Source organism: Streptomyces sp. PL-25, from assembly GCF_058344915.1.
The window spans coordinates 587,818-608,269 of sequence record NZ_CP136997.1; the positions used below are offsets into that span (position 1 = coordinate 587,818).

Genomic DNA, 20,452 nt, shown 5'->3' on the forward strand with positions numbered 1-20,452 from the left:
CGCCAGCCCCGAACAGGGCAGGGTCCGCGCCGAGTTCGCGCTGCGGGACGAGAACGGCAGGCAGCTGCCCGGCGTGACGGTGCCCGAGGCGTGGGTGGACAGCGGGCAGCGGGCGGCGGCCCGTGTCCCCGAGGGTGCCCTGAAGGACGGCACCACCTACCTCTGGGCGATGCGCTCGTGCACCGGGACGGGCTGTTCGGCCTGGTCCTACGAGGAGGAACTCACCGTCGCCGCGACGGCACCGCCCGCCCCGAAGACCACGACCGTGACCCTCACCGGCGCCGCCCTGGAGGACGCCACCGCGCCGATCGGCTCCGGGGCCTGCGCCGGCGGCTGCCCGGCGGTCAAGGACGCCCGCCTCACCCTGGGCGGCGCCGCGGGCTCCGAGCGCGCCGTCTGGTTCAGGCCCGGCCTCGGCCAGGTGCCCGCGGGCGCCCGGGTCACCCGGGCCCGGCTCCAGCTGACCCCCGCCGAGTGCGGGACGGCCGCCTGCGCCGCCCGGCCGGTCGAGATCACCCAGCTCGCCGAGGCATGGGCCGCCCCGCAGGACGGCGCGGCGCTGCCGGACCTGCTGGAGGACACGCCGTTCGCTGAGGCGGCGCTGCCCGAGGAGCAGGACCTGGGCCCGATGGTGCAGTCCTGGCTGGAGCAGGGCCCCGTCGAGGGCTTCGTCCTGCGGCTGCCCGCGAAGGACCGCGGCCAGACGCTCTCGTACCACTCCGGCCGGTCCGCCGACGCGGCGAAGCGTCCCCGGCTGGTGATCGAGTACGTGGCTCCGAAGGCGCCGGGCGCCCCGGAGGACCTGCGGGTCACCCCGGGCGACGGCGGCCTGCTGGCCACCTGGAACCCGCCGGCCGACCTCGGTTCGGCGACGGACGGCGCGGAGTACGACGTCGTCGTCACCCGCGCCGACGGCACCGTGGCCGCGCGGACCACCACCCGGGAGCCGCACGCCGTGGTCGGCGCGCTGGCCAACGGCACCCCCTACCGCGTGGCCGTCACCGCCCGCACCGCCCACGGCTCGGGCGCCGCGGTCACCGCGGCGCCCAGGACGCCCACGGCGGTACCGGCCGGCACGGCGACGTACCGGGACATCGTGCAGCAGTACCTGGACGCGCGCGCCGCGATCCTGCGGGGCACCCGGCCGACAGCCGCCGCCGCGCCCGCCGGTGCCGCCTTCCAGGACCTGTTGAACGGCCAGGCCGCCGACCTGGTGGAGACCCGCGAGTCGCTTGCCCGGCACGGCACCCGCTACACGGAGATGACCAGCACGCTCTCCGAGGTCCTCGCGGGCGTCGACGACAGCGGTGCGGTCTTCCTGCGCGCGGTCGTCGACGACCGCGCCGTCCTCGGCGGGGACGGCGCCGCGGCCGAACCCGAGGAGGGGCGCAGGGAACAGCGGTTCACCTTCAGCACCAACAGCGGTGCGCCGCTGCTCCATCTGGAGGCGGACGCGCCCGCGGCGGAGAAGGTCCTGTCGCGGTCGGCGGCGGTCGAGGACGGTCTCGACGTGGCCGGGGAACCCGAGGGCCCGGTCGAGGAGACCCCGGACGAGCCCGTCGAGCTGGACGCCGAGGGCTTCCCCGTCCAGACCCCGCAGGCCGCGGGCGCGATGCTGCGCGCCGCCCAGGTCAGCGGTTCGGGCACGGCCAACTGGGCCTCGCGCAACCTGGGCACCAAGTGGGAGTACGGCCAGGACTGCACCAACTTCGTCTCCAAGGCCCTCTACTACGGCGGGAAGATGAAGACCCGGGCCGGCGGCCGCAAGCACGACCGCGCCTGGTGGCAGCAGTACTACTTCTTCGGCACCGTGAAGAACAAGAGCTACACCTGGTCCGGCGCGGAGAACTTCCGCCGCCACATGATCAACTACCGTAAGGCGCAGTTCGTGCACGCGCACAACGCGCGCGCCGGTGACATCGTGCTCTTCAAGTGGAAGAAGGAGCGGGCGTACAACCACGTCGCGGTGGTCTCGGCCAACCGGCACGGTGTCCAGCTCCTCCAGCACGGCGGAGTGGGCCGCACCAGCCTGGCAGCGGCCATCGCCCGCTACCGCAAGAGCAGCAACTACATCGAGCGCGTCGTCATCCTTCGACCGAGGTCCCGCGGCTGATCATGCACAGTGCGAAGAAATGCCTGGCCCTGGCCCTGCTGGTGGGCACCGGCCTGTCCGTGACCGCGTGCGGCGCCGACGGGACGGACGACTACCAGGGCGACTACTCCCGCCACAAACCGCTGCACGTCGTGGGCTATCCCTCCCGGGGGAGCCTGGAGACGGTGCAGCGGACGGTGTGGCGGCTGGCCGACCGTGACCCGGAAGGGCTCGCCGACCTGGCCGTCACCGGCGGCACGGCCGCCGACACCACGGCCCGCAACTGGGTCGACGCGTTCGGCGAGGCCGCGGGCGGCGAGGTGACGGCGGACTTCTACGACGAGGGGTCCACCCGCCAGGTCGTGGTGCTGTACTTCGGCGGCGGCCGGAAGAAGGAGGTCGAGGTGCGCGTCGGCGAGGACGACGCCTGGGGCGTCACCCTCGACGAGACGGACCCGGCCGAGGCGGCGCGGGCGCCCGGCTGGGCCCCGGCGGCCCCCGGCGGCTCGGGCTCCCGCTCCGCCGCCTCCTGACCCGCCCGCCTCCCGGAACGGAGCGCCCGTGTCCCCGGCCCGCCGGCCGCCGGACACGGGCGCTCCGGCACACCCGCCGCCCGGCCCGGGGCTCCGCCTGCCGGGGCGGCGACCGCGTCTGCTTTGCTGTCCCCCGGCACCAGCCATCCACGACTTGGGGAGACCGATGCGGGCGGACGTGCGGGAAGTGGCCGACGGCACCTATCTGGTGCACGGCACCCACACCAACTGGGTGATCCTCACCGAGGGCGACGCGGCCACCCTCATCGACACCGGCTACCCGGCCGACCGGGAGCTGGTGCTCGACTCGCTGGAAGCGGTGGGCAGTTCGCCGCAGGCGGTGGCGGCGGTGCTGATCACCCACGCGCACAACGACCACCTCGGTTCCGCCGAGTACCTGCGCACGACGTACGGCACCCCCGTCCAGCTGCACGAGGCCGAAGTGCCGCACGCGCGGCGGGAGTTCCTGCACCAGGTGAGCGTCGGCACGGTGCTGCGCAACGGCTGGCGGCCGGGGGTGCTGCCCTGGGCGGTGCACTCGCTGCGGGCCGGCGGCACCGCGCACCTGCCCGTCGCCGCGCCCGAGCCGTTCCCGGCGGCCGGCCCGCTGGACCTGCCGGGCCGCCCGGTGCCCGTGCACACCCCCGGGCACACCCGCGGCCACACGGTGTTCCATCTGCCCGAGGCGGGCGTGCTGGTCTCCGGCGACGCCCTGGTCAGCGGCCACCCCATCTCGCGCATCAGCGGCCCGCAACTGCTGCCCGACATGTTCCACCACGAGCGCGCCCAGGCGCTGGCCTCGCTGGAGATACTCGAAAGCCTCGACGCCGACGTCCTGCTCCCCGGCCACGGCCCGGTCCACCGCGGCCCGGTCGAGGCGGCCGCCCGCCGGGCCCGGGACCACGCGCTCTAGGGGCTGTCGTCCGGATCAGGCCCTAGAGTTTCCGCCATGGCTTTGCAGATCAGCGCCACCAACCCGGAGCATCCCGCGCTCCTGCTCGCACTGCCCTGGGAGACTCCGCTGGAGGAGTGGCCCGAGGAGTACCTCGTGCCGCTGCCGCGCGGCATCTCCCGGCACGTCGTGCGCTACGCCCGCGCGGGCGAGGAGGTGATCGCCGTCAAGGAGCTGGCCGAGCGGCCGGCGCTGCGCGAGTACGAGCTGCTGCGCGACCTGGACCGGCTCGCCATCCCCGCCGTCGACCCGCTCGCCGTGGTCACCGGGCGGACCGACCGCACGGGCGCACCGCTGGAACCGGTGCTGATCACCCGGCACCTGGGCGGCTCGATGCCGTACCGGTCGATGTTCGAGACGACCCTGCGGCCCGCCACCATGCACCGGCTGATGGACGCCCTCGCGGTGCTGCTGGTGCGGCTGCACCTGGCCGGGTTCGCCTGGGGCGACTGCTCGCTGTCCAACACGCTCTTCCGGCGCGACGCGGGCGCGTACGCCGCCTATCTCGTCGACGCGGAGACCGGCGAGCTGCATCCGCGGCTGAGCGACGGGCAGCGGGACTACGACCTCGACCTGGCCCGGGTGAACATCAGCGGCGAACTGCTCGACCTGGAGGCCTCCGGCGCCCTGCACCCCTCGGTGGACCCGGTGGACTTCGGCACCGAGATCTGCGCGCGCTACGAGAAGCTGTGGGAGGAGCTGACCCGCACCTCCGTCTATCCGGCGGGCAAGTACCACTACATCGAGCGCCGGATACGCCGACTCAACGACATGGGCTTCGACGTCGCCGAGATGCAGATCGAGCACTCCTCGGGCGGCGACACGGTCACCTTCGTGCCCAAGGTCGTCGACGCCGGGCACCACCAGCGCCAGTTGCTGCGGCTGACCGGTCTGGACACCGAGGAGAACCAGGCGCGGCGGCTGCTGACCGACCTGGAGAGCTGGATGGCCACCCAGGACGACTACGCCCCGGGCGACCCCCTCTCCGCCCGCCCCGAGGTGCTGGCCCACCGCTGGGTGCGCGAGGTGTTCCGGCCCACCGTGCGCGAGGTGCCGCGCGAGCTGCGCGGCTCCATGGACCCGGCCGAGATCTACCACGAGCTGCTGGAGCACCGCTGGTACCTGTCCGAGCGCGCGCAGCACGACATCGGCCTGGACACCGTGGTCGAGGACTATGTGCGCCATGTGCTGCCCAAGGCGCGCGCCACGCTGGAGCCGACACAGCCGGAGGAGGACCCGGCGCCCGCTCCCTGAGGGGCGCCGGGCACCGGCTCACTCGTGCGGGACGACCGCCACCGGGCATCCGGCGTGGTGCAGCACGCCGTGGGCGACGGAGCCGATCCGCGCGCCCACCGCGGTGCGGCGGGAGCGGCGGCCCACGACCACGAGCTGGGCGTGCCCGGCGGTCGCCAGCAGCACCTGCCCGGCGCTGCCCATCTCCACGTGCTCGACGACGGGGACGTCCGGGAACCGCTCCCGCCAGGGCCGCAGCGCCTCGGCGAGCGCCTTGCGCTCGTACGGCTCCAGACCGCCGGCCTCGTCGAGGAGCTTGAGCGAGCCGGGGCTGTAGGCGAAGACCGGCGGCAGCGTCCAGGCGCGCACCGCGCGGACGGTGGCGCCGCGGGCGGCGGCCGTCTCGAAGGCGAAGCGCAGCGTCTCGGCGCTGTCCTCGGCGGTGCCGTGCTGGCCGACGACGACCTCGCGTCCGGCGGCCTCGGCGGCGGGCTCGTCACCGGCCCGGACCAGCACGACGGGGCGGCGGGCCCCGGCGATCACCTGCTGTCCGACGGAGCCGACCAGGAACCCGACGAGGGCGCCCTGCCCGCGCGAGCCGAGCACCAGGGCCTCGGCATCGGTCGCCGCGGCGGTCAGCACCGGGGCGGCCTCGTCCTCCACCAGGTCGGTGGTCACGGCCAGGCCGGGGTGGCGGGCGGTGAGGTCGCGGACCGCCTCGTCGGCCATCTCGCGCACCCGCTGCCGCTGCGCGTCGCGGTCGCCCAGGTCGAAGGCGTCGTGCACCTCGAAGTGCCAGGCGTGCACGACGCGCAGCGGCAGCCCGCGGCGCTCGGCCTCCCGTCCGGCCCACGCCAGTGCGGCGCGGCTCTCCTCCGATCCGTCCACGCCTGCCGTGATCGGCCGTGTCATGCCGTCCGCCTCCCTGCGCCGTGGGCCCCGGGGCGGGCCCGTCCTCCGCGTCTGCGCTTGCCCGGGATCCGCCCGGACTCCCCCGGACGATCCTGCCATGCCCCGCCCACCGGCCCGTGATCAAGGGGTACGGGCACGGACACGGGCCCGGACACACCAGAGTGCGCAGGTGTCTCCCGCTCGCTCGGGCGAAGCCGGGACCGCCCGCCTACGATGACGCACGTGGGCTCGAAGACGGGAGGCACCGGGCCGCCCGTCGCGACCGCTCGGGGTGGGAGACCTATGACTCAGGCCGCCGAGGCCGTGCGGACCGTCATCCTGACCGTGGACGACGATCCGGGGGTGTCCCGGGCCGTCGCCCGTGATCTGCGGCGGCGCTACGGCGAGTCGTACCGGATCGTGCGGGCGGAGTCGGGCGAGTCCGCGCTGGGCGCGCTGCGTGAACTGAAGCTGCGCGGCGACCTGGTCGCGGTGATCCTGGCCGACTACCGCATGCCGCACATGAACGGCATCGAGTTCCTCGAACAGGCCCTGGACGTCTACCCGGGCGCCCGCCGGGTGCTGCTGACCGCGTACGCGGACACCAACGCGGCGATCGACGCCATCAACGTGGTCGACCTGGACCACTACCTGCTCAAGCCCTGGGACCCGCCCGAGGAGAAGCTGTACCCGGTCCTGGACGACCTGCTCCAGGCGTGGCGGCACAGCGACCACCGGCCGGTGCCGAGCACCAAGGTGGTGGGGCACCGCTGGTCGGCGCGCTCCTCCGAGGTGCGCGAGTTCCTGGCCCGCAACCAGGTGCCCTACCGCTGGTACTCCTCCGACGAGCCGGAGGGGCGGCGGCTGCTGGGCGCGGCCGGCCAGGACGGGCAGCGGCTGCCGCTGGTGGTCACCCCGGACGGCACGCCGCTGGTCGAGCCGGAGGCCCCGGACCTGGCCGCCCGGGTCGGTCTGGCGACGACCCCGGCGGCCGACTTCTACGACCTGGTCGTCATCGGCGGCGGCCCGGCCGGTCTCGGCGCGGCCGTGTACGGGGCGTCCGAGGGGCTGCGCACCGTCCTGGTGGAGCGGTCGGCCACCGGCGGGCAGGCCGGGCAGAGTTCGCGGATCGAGAACTACCTCGGTTTCCCGGACGGGGTGTCCGGCGCCCAGCTGACCGACCGGGCGCGGCGGCAGGCGGCGCGGTTCGGCGCGGAGATCCTCACCGCGCGCGAGGTGACCGGCCTGGAGGCCAACGGCGCGGCGCGCACCGTGCGGTTCTCCGACGGGTCGGCCGTCGCCGCGCACAGCGTGATCCTGGCGACCGGGGTGTCCTACCGGCAGCTCCCGGCGGCCGGCGCCGACGGCCTCACCGGCTGCGGGGTGTTCTACGGTTCGGCGCTGACCGAGGCGCCGTCCTGCCACGGTCAGGACGTGTACATCGTGGGCGGCGCCAACTCGGCGGGGCAGGCGGCGATGTATCTGTCCCGGGGCGCGAAGTCGGTGACGCTGCTGGTGCGCGGCGCCTCGCTGTCGGCGTCGATGTCGTACTACCTGATCCAGCAGCTGGAGGAGGCGCCGAACATCTCGGTGCGCACCGGCACGGTCGTGGAGGCGGCGCACGGCGCGGAACATCTGGAGCAGCTGACGCTGCGCGACGTGGTCAGCGGGGAGTGCGAACGGGTCGACGCGCAGTGGGTGTTCGTGTTCATCGGCGCCGCGCCGCTGACCGACTGGCTGGACGGGACGGTGCTGCGGGACGAGCGCGGGTTCATCCTGGCCGGTCCCGACCTGAGCGCGGACGGCCGGCCGCCGGCGGGCTGGGAGCTGGACCGGGCGCCGTACCACCTGGAGACCAATGTGCCCGGGGTGTTCGTGGCGGGCGACGCCCGCGCCGAGTCGGCCAAGCGGGTCGCGTCCGCGGTCGGAGAGGGAGCGATGGCCGTGATGCTGGTGCACCGTTACCTGGAGCAGTCATGAGCGGGCGGGTGGTGCCGTGCAGCCCCAGGGAGATCGGTTCGCTGTTCCTGTTCGAGGAGCTGTCGGCGGAGCAGCTGGGGCGGCTGTGCAGCGACGGGCGGGTGGAGCTGTTCCAGCCGGGCCCGGTGTACCGCGAGGGTGATCCGGCCACCTGTTTCTTCGTGATGATCGAGGGGACGGTGGTGCACTCGCGGCGCGTCGGCGACGACGACGTGGAGATCGCCCGGACCTCGCAGCGCGGGGTGTACTCGGGCGCGGTGCAGGCGTACATCGGGGACCGGGTGCGGCAGGTGTACCAGAACTCGATGCGGGTGACCGAGCCGACGCGGTTCTTCGTGCTGCCCGCCGACACGTTCGCGAGCATCATGCGCGAGTGGTTCCCGATGTCGGTGCATCTGCTGGAGGGGCTGTTCTTCGGTTCGAAGAACACCCAGGCGGCCGTGGGGCAGCGGGAGCGGCTGCTGGCGCTGGGCTCGCTGTCCGCGGGGCTCACGCACGAGCTGAACAATCCGGCGGCCGCGGCGGTGCGGGCCACGGCGGCGCTGCGCGAGCGGGTCGCGAAGATGCGGCACAAGCTCGCGGTGATCGCCGAAGGGCCGTTCAGCCCGGAGCAGTTGACGCAGCTGATCGAGATCCAGGAGCGCACGGCGGAGCGGGTCGCCAAGGCGCCGGTGCTCAGTCCGCTGGAGACCACCGACCGGGAGGACCTGCTCACCGACTGGCTGGAGGAGCACGGCATCGACTACGGCTGGCAGCTCGCGCCGGTGTTCGTGCAGGCCGGGCTCGACGTGGACTGGCTGGAGCAGGTGGTGGCGGCGGTCGGCGAGGACATCCTGCCCGGCGCGGTGGGGTGGCTGTCGTACACGGTGGAGACCGAGCTGCTGATGGACGAGATAGCGGACTCCACCACCCGGGTCTCCCGGCTCGTGGACGCCGCCAAGCAGTACTCCCAGCTGGACCGGGCCCCCTACCAGGTCGCCGACGTGCACGAACTGCTCGACAGCACGCTGCTGATGCTGTCGGGCAAGACGGGTCCGCGGATCAGGGTGGTCAAGGAGTACGACCGGACGCTGCCGCGGATCCCCGCCTATCCGGCCGAGCTGAACCAGGTGTGGACCAATCTGATCGACAACGCCGTCTCCGCCATGGGCGGTGCGGGCGGCGAGGGCACGCTGACCGTGCGGACGGCACGCCAGGGCGAGCAGTTGCTCGTGGAGTTCCGGGACACCGGTCCCGGGGTGCCCGCGGAGATCCGGGACCGCATCTTCGACCCGTTCTTCACCACCAAGCCGGTCGGTCAGGGCACCGGGCTCGGTCTCGACATCTCCTGGCGGATCGTGGTCAACAAGCACCACGGGAGCCTCGCGGTGGAGTCGGCGCCGGGTGACACCCGGTTCGCGGTGCTGCTGCCGCTGAACGCGACGGACGGCGACGGCAGGGCGCTGCGCCCGGCACCCGGGGCACAAGGGGCCCCGGACGCGCCAGAGGGGACGGAATGAGCGAAGGCGCCGGTCCGGACCTCCGGGTCGACCCGGAGGTCCCGCCGAGCGGTCCGGGCTGCGCGGAGTGCGAGGCGGCGGGCGGCTGGTGGTTCCATCTGCGGCGCTGTGCGCGCTGCGGACACGTCGGCTGCTGCGACGACTCCCCCGCCCGCCACGCCACCGCCCACTACCGCGCCACCGGGCATGCGGTGATCCGCAGTTACGAGCCGGGCGAGGACTGGTTCTGGGACTACGCGGCGGACGAGCTGTACGAGCCGGGCGCCGAACTGGCGCCGCCGCTGGCGCATCCGGCGGACCAGCCCGTGCCCGGACCGGCCGGGCGGGTGCCGCACGACTGGGCGCGGATCCTGCGCTGAGCCGTCCGGGAGTGATCCCCCGCCGTCCCGCTCGGTGACCGGCGAGCGGTCGACTGCGTGTCGTCCTCACCGAGGTGATGCCGTACGAGAAGGTTGCGCTGCCCGTATGTGATCAAGATCGCGCGGGCCGCGCACCGGCGCTCGCGTCCCGCGGCCCGCGCACCGACGAGGACGGAGCCGGATCGTATGGCCGCACGGACGATGTGCACGGGCGCGGTGCTCGGGTCGCTGGCGCTGGGCCTGCTCGCGGGACCGGCGCGGGCGGCGGCCGGCCCGCCGGGGACCCGGGCCGCGGCACCGCCCGCCCACACCCGCGTCACCGCTCCCACGCCCGCCCCGGACACGGCCGGTCTGGACGCGCTCCTGCGCACCGCGCTCGGTCAGGGCGCGCCCGGCGCCGCGGCACGGATCGACGACCACCGCACGTCCTACGACGGCCCGGCCACCGTGCACCGGCTCGCCGAGGGCGTCGCCGACCGCGCGGACTCCGAGGCCATGGACACCGCGGACAGGGTCCGCATCGGCAGTGTCACCAAGACCTTCTCGGCCGTCGTCCTGCTCCAGCTCGTCGCCGAGGGCAGGCTGCGGCTCGACACGTCCGTCGACCACTACCTGCCCGGCCTGCTGCCCGACGAGCGGATCACCGTACGGCACGTGCTCAGCCACCGCAGCGGTCTGTACGACTACACCGAGGACCTGTTCGCCCGTACCGTGCCCGGCTTCGAGGCGGTGCGCACCAAGGTCTTCACCCTGCGCGAGCTGGTCGAGCGGTCCCTGCGGCACCCGCTCACCGGCACGCCCGGCGCCGCCTACTCCTACTCCAACACCAACTACGTCGTGGCCGGGCTGCTCATCGAGAAGCTGACGGGCGAGCCGGTGCGCGCCGCGTACGAGGACCGGATCATCGGACCGCTGAAACTGGCCGACACCTTCTACGTGCACCCGGGCACCGCGATCCCCGGGCGCCACGCGCACGGCTACCTCACCCCGGACGAGCCGGGGGGCGCCCTGGTGGACGCCACCGAGCAGACGGTGTCATGGGCCCAGAGCGCGGGCGCGCTCATCTCCTCCGCCCGTGATCTGAACACCTTCCTCTCGGCGCTGCTCGGCGGCCGGCTGCTGCCCGCCGCGGGGCTGGCCGAGATGCGGCGCTGGTTCCCGGCGGGCACCGGTCAGGGCTACGGGCTCGGGCTGCGCCGCCGCGACCTGTCCTGCGGGATCTCCGTGTACGGGCACACCGGGGCGGTGCAGGGCTTCTACACCTACGCCTTCACCGGCGAGGACGGGCTGCGCAGTTACACGGCGGTCGTCAACACCTCCAACAACGGCGCGGTGCAGGCGACCATGCTGCGCACGCTGGAGCCGGTGTTCTGCGGCAAGCCGGCCCGGGTGCGGTGAACCCGTTTTCCGCCGATCTTGGCGGAGGCACGCGTTCCGGGCCAGGATGCCCCCATGCAAGGTGACCTTTTTTCGCAAGAGCACGTGGTGCGGCCCGCGACCGCGCCGGGCATGTCCGTCGAGAACGCCAAGTGCATCCGCTATGTGGTGAACGGGGAGATGCTGGCCCGCCAGGGCGCCATGGTGGCCTGGCGCGGCAGCCTCCAGTTCGAGCGCAAGGGCCAGGGCGTGGGCGGCATGCTCAAGCGCGCGGTCACCGGGGAGGGCCTGCCGCTGATGTCGGTGCGCGGGCAGGGCGAGGCATGGTTCGCGCACGAGGCGCAGAACTGCTTCCTCGTCCATCTCGACGGCGGTGACGAGTTCACCGTCAACGGGCGCAACGTCCTGTGCTTCGACGCGTCGCTGGCGTACCAGATCAAGACGGTCAAGGGCTCGGGCATCGCGGGCGGCGGACTGTTCAACACCGTTTTCACCGGGCAGGGCACGCTCGGTCTCGCCTGCGAGGGCAATCCGCTCGTGATACCGGTGACGCCCGAGCTGCCGGTGTACGTCGACACCGACGCGGTCGTCGGCTGGACCGCCCGCCTCCAGACGTCGCTGCACCGCTCGCAGTCCGTCGGCTCCATGCTGCGCGGCGGTTCCGGCGAGGCCGTGCAGCTGATGCTCCAGGGCGAGGGCCATGTCATCGTGCGGCCCAGCGAGGCGACCCCGCAGAAGGCGCAGCAGCACTGAGCCGCCCCGGGCGCGGGCGGCGGTGGACGCCGATTGACCTGCGGTGCCCCGGCGGGTGAGGGTCGGGGTGGCGCGGACCCCAGCCCCCGCGCCGGAAGGGTGGACCGCCGTGATCGGCATCTCGGAGATCGACAGCGCGGCCGAGCGGATCGCCGCTCATGTGGTGCGCACCCCGACCGTGCCGAGCCCGGGTCTGTCCGCGCTGCTCGGTGCCCCGGTGACCGCGAAGCTGGAGCTGTTGCAGCGCACCGGCTCGTTCAAGGCGCGCGGCGCGACGGCGAAGCTGCTCTCGCTGAGCGAGGCGGAGCGCGCGGCGGGCGTGGTGGCCGTCAGCGGCGGCAACCACGGCATCGCGCTCGCGGTGATGGCCGCCGCGCTGGAGGTGAAGGCCACGGTGGTCATGCCCCGCTCGGCCCCGGCCCGCTCGCTGCGGATCGCGGAGGAGAGCGGGGCGACGCTGCGGCTGGCCGACGGCATGGACGAGGCGTTCGCGACGGCCGCGCGGCTGCGGGACGAGGGACTGACGCTCGTGCACCCCTTCGACGATCCGGTGGTGATCGCCGGGCAGGGCACCGTGGGCCTGGAGTTCGCCCAGGACGCCGGTCCGCTCACGGACGTGCTGGTCAGCGTGGGCGGCGGCGGGCTGATCGCCGGTGTGGCGAGCGCGCTGCGGGCGCTGCGGCCCGGGGTGCGGGTGTGGGGCGTGGAGACGGAGGGCGCCGAGGCCCTGTCGCGGGCGCTGGCGGCGGGCGGTCCGGTACCGGTCGCGCTGTCCTCGGTCGTCACGACGCTGAGCGCCCCGGCCGTGTCGGAGCTGACGTACGAGCACGCGGCGGCCCTGGTCGAGGAGGTGCTCGTGGTGCCGGACGCGGAGGCCGTGCGGGGCTGTCTCGAACTCGCCGAGCACGCCAAGGTGTGGGCGGAGCCCGCGGCCGGCTGTCTGCTGCCGGCCGCCCGGCAGGTGCGCGAGCGGGTCGGCGCCGACGCCCGGCTCGGCCTCGTGGTGTGCGGCGGCAACGCGGCGACCGGCGACATCATGGCCTGGGCCGACCGCTTCGGGCTGCGCTGAGCGGGGGCGGAGCGGGCCGTTTCCGGGGGCGCGGGCCGGGGACTCGGGCGCCATGGTGCAGATCGGATACACGATGATGACCGAGCAGGCCGGCCCCCGGGAGCTGGTGGAGCACGTGGTGGGTGCCGAGGAGGCCGGTTTTGACTTCTCGGTGATCTCGGACCACTACTTTCCGTGGCTGCGTTCCCAGGGGCACGCGCCGTACGCGTGGAGTGTGCTGGGCGCGGCCGCCCAGGCGACCTCGCGGATCCCGCTGATGACGTACGTGACCTGTCCGACCTTCCGCTACCACCCGGCGGTGGTGGCGCAGAAGGCGGCCACGGTGCAGTTGCTGGCGCAGGGCAGGTTCCGGCTGGGGCTCGGCGCGGGCGAGAACCTCAACGAGCACGTGGTCGGCGGCGGCTGGCCCACCGTGGACGTACGGCACGAGCGTCTGGAGGAGGCCGTCGAGATCATCCGGGCGCTGTTCGAGGGCGGCCATGTGACCCGGCACGGCGCGCACTTCGACGTGGAGTCGGCCCGGCTGTGGGACCTGCCGGACCAGCCGCCGCCCATCGGTGTCGCCGTCTCCGGCGAGCAGTCCTGCGAGCTGGCCGGGCACCTCGCCGACCTGGTGATCGCCACCGAGCCGAAGGCCGAGCTGCTGGAGGCGTTCGACCGGCACGGCGGGCAGGGCAAGCCGCGCGTCGGACAGCTCCCGGTCTGCTACGACACCGACCGGGACGCGGCCGTCGCGCGGGCGCACGACCAGTTCCGCTGGTTCGGCAGCGGCTGGAAGGTGAACTCCGAGCTGCCGCACCCGGACTCCTTCGAGCAGGCCACCCAGTTCGTCACCCCGGACGACGTGGCCGCGGCGATCCCGTGCGGCGACGACCCGGAGGCGTTCGTGGAGGCCGTACGGCCCTACGCGGAGGCCGGGTTCACCGAGGTCGCGCTGGTGCAGATCGGCGGGGCGAGCCAGGAGCCGTTCCTCGGCTGGTCGGCGAAGACGCTGCTGCCCGCGCTGCGGGACGCCTTCGCCTGACCGGCGCTCACCGGCGGGCGGCTCACCGCGAGGTGTGGCGCCGTCTGGTCCACAGGGGCAGCACGAACCAGCACAGCAGGTACCAGCCGACCACCGGGGCCACCAGCCACGGCACGAACCCGTCGTGCGTCGCCACCCTGAGGACCAGCAGCAGGGAGGAGGTCATGGTGGCCAGCAGCAGAAGCAGGCCGACGAAGGTCATGCGGGACGCCCAGCGCACGGCCTCGGGCTTCACCCGGCGCCCGGAGACCAGGCGGTGCAGGGAGACCGGGCCGATGAGGGCGCCGGTCGCGGCGGCGCCCAGGACGACCGTCACGATGTAGATGGTCCGGTCGGCGGGGGCGAGCGTGGCGTACTTGGGCTGGAAGACCACGGTGAGCAGGAAGCCGAAGAGGATCTGCACGCCGGTCTGGGCGACCCGCACCTCCTGGATCAGCTCGACCCACATGCGGTCGGCCCGTTCCTCCTCGCTCTCGTCCCGCCCCCGGCGCCGACGTGTCTCAGCCGCCCGCTCCGTCGCCATCAGACCGCCTCCGGTGCCCGTGGTCCCGGCCCCCGGCCGCCGGGCCTCCTTCCTGGCGTGTTCCCCGGACGGCGAAGATCCTTCCCGTGGCCGCCGTACGCGCCGGGCGGAATCGGCGCGTACGGCGGCCGGTGGCTACCAGCGGCCTTCGACCTGGTCCTTGATCCGGTGCTCGTACAGGTCGCGGATCGCCGTGAGGGTCTCCCGCGGCAGCGGCGGGAGCTTGCCGGCGGCGGCGTTGGCGCGGGCCTGCTCCGGGGAGCGGGCGCCGGGGATGACGGTGGTGACGCCGGGCTGCTGGACGATCCAGCGCAGGGCGAGCTGGGCGGGGGTGCAGCCCTCGGGGGCCAGCGCGGCGAACTCGGCGGCGGCCTCCACGCCGGTGGCCCAGTCCACGCCGGAGAAGGTCTCGCCCTGGTCGAACGACTCACCGTGCCGGTTGAAGGTGCGGTGGTCGTTGGCGGGGAAGACGGTGTCCTTGGTGTACTTGCCCGACAGCAGGCCGGAGGCGAGCGGGACGCGTGCGATGACACCGACGCCCGCCTCCCGCGCGGCGGGCAGCACCTCGTTCAGCGGCTTCATGCGGAAGGGGTTGAGGATGATCTGCACACTGGCCACGTTCGGCCGGGCGATCGCCGTCAGCGCCTCGGCGCAGGTCTCCACGCTGACGCCGTACGCGGCGATGCGCTCCTCCTCGACGAGGGTGTCGAGCGCGTCGAACACCTCGTCGCTGGAGTACACGGGCGTCGGCGGGCAGTGCAGCTGCACCAGGTCGATCCGGTCCACGCCGAGGTTGCGGCGCGAACGGTCGTTCCAGGCGCGGAAGTTGTCCAGGACGTAGTTCTCGGGGATCTGCTCGACGCGCCGGCCCATCTTGGTCGCGACCAGGACGTGCAGGTCGGGGCGGGAGCCCAGGAAGGTGGCGATGGTCTGCTCGCTGCGTCCGTCGCCGTAGACGTCGGCCGTGTCGAAGAAGGTCACCCCCGACTCGGCCGCCGCCTCCAGTACGGCGAGGGCTTCCTTGTCGTCGACGTCGCCCCAGTCGGCGCCCAGTTGCCAGGTGCCGAGCCCGACAACCGAGGCGTGCTGGTGCGACCTGCCGAATTCACGTTCGTTCATGGCGTCAGTGTGTCACCCGGCCCGGCGGACCGGCGGCTGTCACCCGGCCCGGCGGACCGGTGGTTCAGCGGCTCAGGGAGCGCGCCTGCGCCGTCCGCGCGAGCCTGGGCCCGAGCCACCGCTTGAGGCGGCGCAGCGCCGTCAGCCGTCCGGTCGCCTTGTCGAGGCCGTAGTAGAGCTGCGGCGGGACGTACGGCAGCAGCGGCGAGTGGCGCTGGCCGAGCAGCGCGAACATCCGGTGCGGGGGCAGGTGGATGTAGCGGGGCAGGTTCTCGTACCACTGGGCGCTGTGCCGGGCCGCGCTCTGCGCGGGCAGCAGGGCCGACTGCCGTTCGTGCTGGTAGGCGGCGAGGGCCTGCGGGAGGCCGGGGTGTGTGCGCAGCGCCCCGGCCAGGCAGATCGCGTCCTGGAGGGCGAGGGTGGTGCCCGCGCCGACGGAGTAGTGGGTGGTGTGGGCGGCGTCGCCGAGCAGGACGAGGTTGTCCCGGTACCAGGTGCGGTTGGTGAGGGTGCGGAAGGCGAGCCAGGGGCTGCCGGCGCCGTCCGTGCCGCGGCCGGTCAGCCGGTGCCCGTCGAGCACCCCGGCGAAGAGCCCTTCGAGCAGGGCGAGCGCGTCGGCCTCGGGAAGCCGGCCGAGGCCGAGACCGGTGTACGTCTGCGGGGCGCACTCGACGACGCAGGTGCTGTGCGTGGCGCCGTACCCGTAGCCGTAGCACCAGATCCAGCCGTGCGCGCTGTGTACGAAGGCGAAGGTGAAGGCGTCGAAGACCTTGGTGGTGCCGAGCCAGAGGTAGCGGTTGCGGCCCAGGTGGAGACGGGTGCCGAAGTGGTCGGCGTGCCGGTCGCGCAGCGCGCTGTGCACGCCGTCGGCGGCGACCACCAGATCGGCGGCGGGCGGGTCGGCGGCGGTGACCCGGCTCTCGAACTCGACCCGTACGCCGAGGGCGCGGGCCCGGTCGGTGAGGATCTCCAGGAGCCGGTGCCGGCCGATGCCGAAGCCCTCGTCGCCGCGGTGCCGGGTGGTGAGGTCCCCGATGTGGGCGACGCCGTCGCGCCAGCGGACGGAGTGCGCCTCGACGGCGCGGGCCGACTCGGGGTCGTGCGCCCGCATCAGGTCGAGCAGCCCCTGCCAGTAGGTGACGCCCCAGCCGTAGGTGGAGCCCTCGGGGTTGCGTTCGTGGACGGTGATGTCGTGGGACGGGTCCTGCCGCTTGAGCAGGACGGACAGATACAGGCCGGCGGGCCCGCCGCCGACGCAGGCGACCTTCACGCACACCCCTGAGGACTACCGAGAGCGGTCGATGGGCAACGAAAGGTAACAGAGACGGTGCGCGCGATCACGCACCGTCATGAGCCCTCTCGTGGCCCGCGCCGCTCACACCTGCGCGGTGCGGCACTCCGGGTGGCCCCAGCCCTGGTCGTTCTTGGTGATGGACTCGCCGGCGGCGTAGGAGCGTCCGCACAGGCAGCGGCCGGGGAACTTCGCCTTGATGGTGCGCGCGGAGCCGGTGGAGCCGCCGCCCGCGGCGCGGCGGGCGGGTGCCTTCCGGCGGGGCGCGGCCTTGGAGGTGTCCGGCGAGGCCGGGGGCTCCGGGGAGCCGAGGGCGCTGCCGGCCGGTTCCTGCACGCGGGCTGCCTGGCTGGCGGCGCGGTCGGCGAAGTCGTTGAGCGGGTCGCCGTCGACCTGGTGGGCGGGCACGTACCGGAACTCGACCGGGCGCCCCTCCAGCAGGGCGTCGATGCGTACGACCAGCTCCTGGTTGGCGACGGGCTTGCCCGCCGCCGTCTTCCAGCCGTTGCGCTTCCAGCCGGGCAGCCAGGTGGTGACGGCCTTCATCGCGTACTGCGAGTCCATGCGCACTTCCAGCGGCACGGCCGGGTCGGTGGCCGCGAGCAGCCGCTCCAGCGCGGTCAGTTCGGCGACGTTGTTGGTGGCGGTGCCGAGCGCACCGGCCTCCCAGCGGGCCGCGGTCCCGGCGTCGTCGGAGACGACCCACGCCCAGCCCGCCGGTCCCGGATTGCCCTTCGAGGCCCCGTCGCACGCGGCCACCACTCGTTCACGCATGGGCTCGATGATGCCACGGTCCGGGCCGGCCTCGTGCCGTCGCCCGTGAAGTGCCTAGGAAGCGTCCTTGACCTGCGGCTTCTCCCCCTGGGCGCGGGTGATGTCGATCACGGAGAAGAGGGCGCCCTGAGGATCGGCGAGCACCGCGAACCGGCCGAAGGGGGTGTCCGTCGGGCCGAAGCGCACCGCGCCGCCGAGGCGGGTCGCGGCGGACACCGCGGCGTCGCAGTCGGCGACCGTGAAGTACACGTTCAGATAGGAGGGCACCTGGGGCGGGAAGTCGTCGGTCATCCGCATCCGGCCGAGCACCGTCTCACCGTTCAGGTCGTAGACGCTGAAGTCGATCGCCTCGTCCTCGATCCGCCGCGCGGAGTAGCCGAAGACGGAGGTGAGGAAGGCGTCCGCCTTCTCCGGCTCGCGGGTGAAGAGTTCGGCCCAGCAGTAGGCGCCGGGGACGCCGGTGGCCCCGAAGCCCTCGTGGGTGCCGCTCTGCCACACGCCGAACACGGCGCCGCTGGGCTCGCGGGCCAGGCACATGGTGCCGAAGTCACCGACCCGCATCGGCTCCAGGAGCACCTCGCCGCCGTGTTCGCGGATCCGGCGCGCGGTGGCCTCCGCGTCGGGCGAGGCGAAGTACAGGCACCACTGCGGCTGCCCCTCCTGGCCGGGCATCGGCGGGACGACGGCAGCCGCGGCCCCGCCGTCCGCGTACGCCTGCGTGTAGTGGCCGAACCGCGCGGAGGACTCGCCGAAGGTCCAGCCCAGGACCTCGCCGTAGAAGGTCTTGGCCGCCTCGACGTCGCTGAACATCGCGTCGGCCCAGCAGGGGGTTCCCTCAGGTCGTACGGGCATGGCTGCCGCCCTCTCCGGTTCGGTGACGGGTGCGTGCGCGGGCGCGCGGGCACGGGCGCATGGGCGCGCGTGCGTACGGGTTCTCACGCTAGCCAGAGCGGCGGTGGGCCGCGCGCCGAGACGGCCCGCACCGCGCGGCCGGCCGCTACTCCCCCGCGTGGGCCCGCCGCAGGGCGGCGATGTCGAGCTTGCCCATCGCCAGCATGGCCCGGGTGGTGCGGGCCGCCTTCTCCGGGTCGGGGTCGCCGATCATCTCGACGAGCCCGTCCGGCACGACCTGCCAGGAGACCCCGTACCGGTCCTTGAGCCAGCCGCACGGGCCCGCTTCGCCGCCGTCGTCGGTGAGCCTGGACCAGTAGTGGTCGACCTCCTTCTGGTCGGCGCAGTGGATCTGGAAGGAGATCGCCTCGCTGAACGTGAACTGCGGGCCGCCGTTGAGCGCCACGAACCGGTGGCCGTGGGCGGTGAACTCCACGGCGACCACCGAACCGGCGGGGCCGGGCCCGGCCTCCGTGGAGCGGGTGATCCGGCCGATGCCCGAGTCCTTGAAGACCGAGACGTAGTAGTGGGCGGCCTCCTCGGCCGTGCCGTCGAACCAGAGGCAGGTGGTGAATCCTTCGGTGCTCACGGGTCTCCTCCTGGGGTGCGGGAACGCGGTCGTCTGTATCGACCGCGCCGCGCCCCGGAACTCATCGCCCGGCCGGGACTTCTTTTCCCCGGCCCCCCCGGATCCTCCGCCGGGACCCGCCCCGGGCAGCGGCGGCCCGGTCCGCTCTGCCCGTGGCGAATCTGCCACCGGCAGAGAAAGGGCCGCCGCGCCCCGCCCACGGCCGACAGTGGAGCCGACGGCATCCCCACCACGAGGAGGAGACGCGATGACTCCACACACCGCCCCGCCCCCGCGCGCCCAGGACGGCGAGACGCCGCCCAGCCGCTTCGACGACCATCTGGCGAGCCTGCTGCTCGCGCAGCGGATCGTGTTCCTGGGCACCCAGGTCGACGAGGTGTCGGCCAACCGGGTCTGCGCCCAGTTGCTGCTGCTGTCGGCCGAGGACCCCCGCGCCGACATCAGCCTGTACATCAACAGCCCCGGCGGGTCCGTCAGCGCGGGCCTCGCCATCTACGACACGATGCGGCTCGTCCCCAACGACGTGTCCACGCTGGCCATGGGGTTCGCGGCGAGCATGGGGCAGTTCCTGCTCACCGTGGGCACGCGCGGCAAGCGGTTCGCGCTGCCGCACGCGCGGATCATGATGCACCAGCCGTCGGCGGGGATCGGCGGCACCACCGCGGACATCGAGATCCAGGCGCAGAACCTGGAGCACACCAAGCGGACCATCGAGCGCCTCACCGCCGAGCACACCGGGCAGAGCGAGGAGACCATCGCGCGGGACGGCGACCGGGACCGCTGGTTCACCGCGGAACAGGCCAGGGAGTACGGGATGGTGGACCAGGTGGTGGAGTCGCTGGCCGACGTCCGCCCCGCCGCGCGGCGACGGGCGGGGTGGTGACCATGGGGTCGTACACGGTTCCGTACGTGGTCGAGCGCACGGCGCAGGGCGAGCGGTCCTACGACGTGTTCAGCAGGCTGCTGAACGAGCGGATCGTCTTCCTGGGCACGGAGATCGACGACGGGGTGGCCAACGTCGTCATCGCGCAGCTGCTCCATCTGGAGTCGGCGAACCCGGACCACGAGATCGCGATCTATCTGAACTCGCCCGGCGGCTCCTTCACCTCGCTCATGGCGATCTACGACGCGATGACGTTCGTGCAGTCACCCATCTCCACGTTCTGCGTGGGGCAGGCCGCCTCCACGGCGGCGGTGCTGCTGGCAGGCGGGGACCCGGGGCGCCGGTTCGTGCTGGAGCACGCGCGGGTGCTGCTCGGGCAGCCTGCCAGCGGCGGCCGGCAGGGTACGGTCTCGGACCTGGCGCTCCAGGCCAAGGAGATGGTCCGGATCCGCTCCCAGGTGGAGGAAGTGCTGTCCCGGCACACCGGCCACGACGCCGCGTCCCTGCGCGCCGACATGGACCGCGACAAGGTGTTCACCGCCCGGGAGGCGGTGGCGTACGGCCTGGCCGACCAGGTGCTGACCCGGCGCCTCGCGACGGTCTGAGGCGCCGGGCCGGGC

General features: G+C 73.6%; 20 protein-coding genes. 13 read left to right on the forward strand and 7 right to left on the reverse strand.

The window, feature by feature from the left end; translation table 11 throughout:
- Nucleotides 1–628 precede the first annotated feature (628 nt).
- The 4 genes from R4Z62_RS02475 (at nt 629) to R4Z62_RS02490 (ending at nt 4,831) form a co-directional block, all read left to right on the forward strand.
- A complete protein-coding gene (locus R4Z62_RS02475) occupies nt 629–2,113 on the forward strand; it encodes an amidase domain-containing protein (protein WP_491521827.1) in 1,485 nt (494 codons plus the stop codon).
- Nucleotides 2,114–2,115: 2 nt separating this feature from the next.
- Nucleotides 2,116–2,625: a hypothetical protein gene (locus R4Z62_RS02480; protein ID WP_491518993.1), complete on the forward strand. Its 510-nt coding sequence runs from the start codon at nt 2,116–2,118 to the stop codon at nt 2,623–2,625.
- Nucleotides 2,626–2,791: 166 nt separating this feature from the next.
- On the forward strand, nt 2,792–3,538 hold the full coding sequence (locus tag R4Z62_RS02485; RefSeq protein WP_382848055.1) for an MBL fold metallo-hydrolase: 747 nt from the start codon (nt 2,792–2,794) through the stop codon (nt 3,536–3,538).
- A 36-nt stretch (nt 3,539–3,574) separates the two neighbouring features.
- The gene (locus R4Z62_RS02490) at nt 3,575–4,831 is read left to right on the forward strand and encodes a DUF4032 domain-containing protein (protein WP_064531196.1); all 1,257 of its coding nucleotides are present in this window, start codon (nt 3,575–3,577) and stop codon (nt 4,829–4,831) included.
- Nucleotides 4,832–4,849: 18 nt separating this feature from the next.
- Here the strand turns inward: R4Z62_RS02490 and R4Z62_RS02495 are convergent, their stop codons facing one another.
- Nucleotides 4,850–5,722, reverse strand: coding sequence for a universal stress protein (locus tag R4Z62_RS02495; RefSeq protein ID WP_491518994.1), 873 nt, complete (start codon nt 5,720–5,722; stop codon nt 4,850–4,852).
- Between the two features lie 282 nt (nt 5,723–6,004).
- Between R4Z62_RS02495 and R4Z62_RS02500 the strand changes: the two genes are divergently transcribed.
- The 7 genes from R4Z62_RS02500 to R4Z62_RS02530 all read left to right on the forward strand — a co-directional run bounded on the left by R4Z62_RS02500 (nt 6,005) and on the right by R4Z62_RS02530 (nt 13,762).
- Nucleotides 6,005–7,681: an NAD(P)/FAD-dependent oxidoreductase gene (locus R4Z62_RS02500; RefSeq protein ID WP_491518995.1), complete on the forward strand. Its 1,677-nt coding sequence runs from the start codon at nt 6,005–6,007 to the stop codon at nt 7,679–7,681.
- Nucleotides 7,678–9,180, forward strand: coding sequence for an ATP-binding protein (locus R4Z62_RS02505; RefSeq protein ID WP_064531199.1), 1,503 nt, complete (start codon nt 7,678–7,680; stop codon nt 9,178–9,180). The genes R4Z62_RS02500 and R4Z62_RS02505 overlap by 4 nt, the downstream gene beginning before the upstream one ends.
- Nucleotides 9,177–9,539: a UBP-type zinc finger domain-containing protein gene (locus R4Z62_RS02510; RefSeq protein WP_064531200.1), complete on the forward strand. Its 363-nt coding sequence runs from the start codon at nt 9,177–9,179 to the stop codon at nt 9,537–9,539. The genes R4Z62_RS02505 and R4Z62_RS02510 overlap by 4 nt, the downstream gene beginning before the upstream one ends.
- A 201-nt stretch (nt 9,540–9,740) precedes the next feature.
- On the forward strand, nt 9,741–10,937 hold the full coding sequence (locus tag R4Z62_RS02515) for a serine hydrolase domain-containing protein (RefSeq protein WP_491521828.1): 1,197 nt from the start codon (nt 9,741–9,743) through the stop codon (nt 10,935–10,937).
- Between the two features lie 54 nt (nt 10,938–10,991).
- Nucleotides 10,992–11,669 carry an AIM24 family protein gene (locus R4Z62_RS02520; RefSeq protein WP_064531202.1) on the forward strand — a complete coding sequence of 226 codons (678 nt, stop codon included), beginning with the start codon at nt 10,992–10,994 and terminating at the stop codon, nt 11,667–11,669.
- A 109-nt stretch (nt 11,670–11,778) separates the two neighbouring features.
- A complete protein-coding gene (locus tag R4Z62_RS02525; protein ID WP_064531203.1) occupies nt 11,779–12,738 on the forward strand; it encodes a threonine/serine dehydratase family protein in 960 nt (319 codons plus the stop codon).
- Between the two features lie 52 nt (nt 12,739–12,790).
- Nucleotides 12,791–13,762: an LLM class F420-dependent oxidoreductase gene (locus R4Z62_RS02530; RefSeq protein ID WP_064531204.1), complete on the forward strand. Its 972-nt coding sequence runs from the start codon at nt 12,791–12,793 to the stop codon at nt 13,760–13,762.
- 22 nt (nt 13,763–13,784) lie between these two features.
- On the opposite strand, the gene R4Z62_RS02535 is transcribed toward R4Z62_RS02530, so the two are convergent.
- The 6 genes from R4Z62_RS02535 to R4Z62_RS02560 form a co-directional block, all read right to left on the reverse strand.
- Nucleotides 13,785–14,285: a DUF6328 family protein gene (locus R4Z62_RS02535; RefSeq protein ID WP_064531205.1), complete on the reverse strand. Its 501-nt coding sequence runs from the start codon at nt 14,283–14,285 to the stop codon at nt 13,785–13,787.
- 135 nt (nt 14,286–14,420) lie between these two features.
- Nucleotides 14,421–15,404, reverse strand: coding sequence for an aldo/keto reductase (locus R4Z62_RS02540; RefSeq protein ID WP_064531206.1), 984 nt, complete (start codon nt 15,402–15,404; stop codon nt 14,421–14,423).
- A 64-nt stretch (nt 15,405–15,468) separates the two neighbouring features.
- Nucleotides 15,469–16,680, reverse strand: a complete 1,212-nt coding sequence (locus R4Z62_RS02545) for an FAD-dependent monooxygenase (protein ID WP_491518996.1) — start codon at nt 16,678–16,680, stop codon at nt 15,469–15,471.
- A 99-nt stretch (nt 16,681–16,779) separates the two neighbouring features.
- Entirely contained in the window at nt 16,780–17,469 is a 690-nt protein-coding gene (locus R4Z62_RS02550) for a ribonuclease H family protein (RefSeq protein WP_491518997.1), read from the reverse strand.
- Nucleotides 17,470–17,523: 54 nt separating this feature from the next.
- The gene (locus tag R4Z62_RS02555; RefSeq protein WP_491518998.1) at nt 17,524–18,321 is read right to left on the reverse strand and encodes a VOC family protein; all 798 of its coding nucleotides are present in this window, start codon (nt 18,319–18,321) and stop codon (nt 17,524–17,526) included.
- Between the two features lie 145 nt (nt 18,322–18,466).
- The gene (locus R4Z62_RS02560) at nt 18,467–18,949 is read right to left on the reverse strand and encodes a VOC family protein (protein ID WP_064531210.1); all 483 of its coding nucleotides are present in this window, start codon (nt 18,947–18,949) and stop codon (nt 18,467–18,469) included.
- A gap of 247 nt (nt 18,950–19,196) precedes the next feature.
- On the opposite strand from R4Z62_RS02560, the gene R4Z62_RS02565 reads away from it, so the two are divergent.
- Both R4Z62_RS02565 and R4Z62_RS02570 read left to right on the forward strand, forming a co-directional pair.
- Entirely contained in the window at nt 19,197–19,832 is a 636-nt protein-coding gene (locus R4Z62_RS02565; protein WP_064531211.1) for a ClpP family protease, read from the forward strand.
- Between the two features lie 2 nt (nt 19,833–19,834).
- On the forward strand, nt 19,835–20,437 hold the full coding sequence (locus R4Z62_RS02570) for a ClpP family protease (RefSeq protein ID WP_064531212.1): 603 nt from the start codon (nt 19,835–19,837) through the stop codon (nt 20,435–20,437).
- Nucleotides 20,438–20,452 lie beyond the last annotated feature (15 nt).

What these genes read in the sequence shown, in the direction of transcription:
- R4Z62_RS02515 (WP_491521828.1), top strand. Translation starts at nt 9,741, where the DNA reads ATGTGCACGGGCGCGGTGCTCGGGTCGCTGGCGCTGGGCCTGCTCGCG.
- R4Z62_RS02485 (WP_382848055.1), top strand. Translation starts at nt 2,792, where the DNA reads ATGCGGGCGGACGTGCGGGAAGTGGCCGACGGCACCTATCTGGTGCAC.
- R4Z62_RS02535 (WP_064531205.1), bottom strand. Translation starts at nt 14,285, where the DNA reads ATGGCGACGGAGCGGGCGGCTGAGACACGTCGGCGCCGGGGGCGGGAC.
- R4Z62_RS02570 (WP_064531212.1), top strand. Translation starts at nt 19,835, where the DNA reads ATGGGGTCGTACACGGTTCCGTACGTGGTCGAGCGCACGGCGCAGGGC.
- R4Z62_RS02475 (WP_491521827.1), top strand. Translation starts at nt 629, where the DNA reads ATGGTGCAGTCCTGGCTGGAGCAGGGCCCCGTCGAGGGCTTCGTCCTG.
- R4Z62_RS02555 (WP_491518998.1), bottom strand. Translation starts at nt 18,321, where the DNA reads ATGCCCGTACGACCTGAGGGAACCCCCTGCTGGGCCGACGCGATGTTC.
- R4Z62_RS02550 (WP_491518997.1), bottom strand. Translation starts at nt 17,469, where the DNA reads ATGCGTGAACGAGTGGTGGCCGCGTGCGACGGGGCCTCGAAGGGCAAT.
- R4Z62_RS02480 (WP_491518993.1), top strand. Translation starts at nt 2,116, where the DNA reads ATGCACAGTGCGAAGAAATGCCTGGCCCTGGCCCTGCTGGTGGGCACC.
- R4Z62_RS02495 (WP_491518994.1), bottom strand. Translation starts at nt 5,722, where the DNA reads ATGACACGGCCGATCACGGCAGGCGTGGACGGATCGGAGGAGAGCCGC.
- R4Z62_RS02490 (WP_064531196.1), top strand. Translation starts at nt 3,575, where the DNA reads ATGGCTTTGCAGATCAGCGCCACCAACCCGGAGCATCCCGCGCTCCTG.
- R4Z62_RS02510 (WP_064531200.1), top strand. Translation starts at nt 9,177, where the DNA reads ATGAGCGAAGGCGCCGGTCCGGACCTCCGGGTCGACCCGGAGGTCCCG.
- R4Z62_RS02520 (WP_064531202.1), top strand. Translation starts at nt 10,992, where the DNA reads ATGCAAGGTGACCTTTTTTCGCAAGAGCACGTGGTGCGGCCCGCGACC.
- R4Z62_RS02540 (WP_064531206.1), bottom strand. Translation starts at nt 15,404, where the DNA reads ATGAACGAACGTGAATTCGGCAGGTCGCACCAGCACGCCTCGGTTGTC.
- R4Z62_RS02500 (WP_491518995.1), top strand. Translation starts at nt 6,005, where the DNA reads ATGACTCAGGCCGCCGAGGCCGTGCGGACCGTCATCCTGACCGTGGAC.
- R4Z62_RS02505 (WP_064531199.1), top strand. Translation starts at nt 7,678, where the DNA reads ATGAGCGGGCGGGTGGTGCCGTGCAGCCCCAGGGAGATCGGTTCGCTG.
- R4Z62_RS02565 (WP_064531211.1), top strand. Translation starts at nt 19,197, where the DNA reads ATGACTCCACACACCGCCCCGCCCCCGCGCGCCCAGGACGGCGAGACG.
- R4Z62_RS02530 (WP_064531204.1), top strand. Translation starts at nt 12,791, where the DNA reads ATGGTGCAGATCGGATACACGATGATGACCGAGCAGGCCGGCCCCCGG.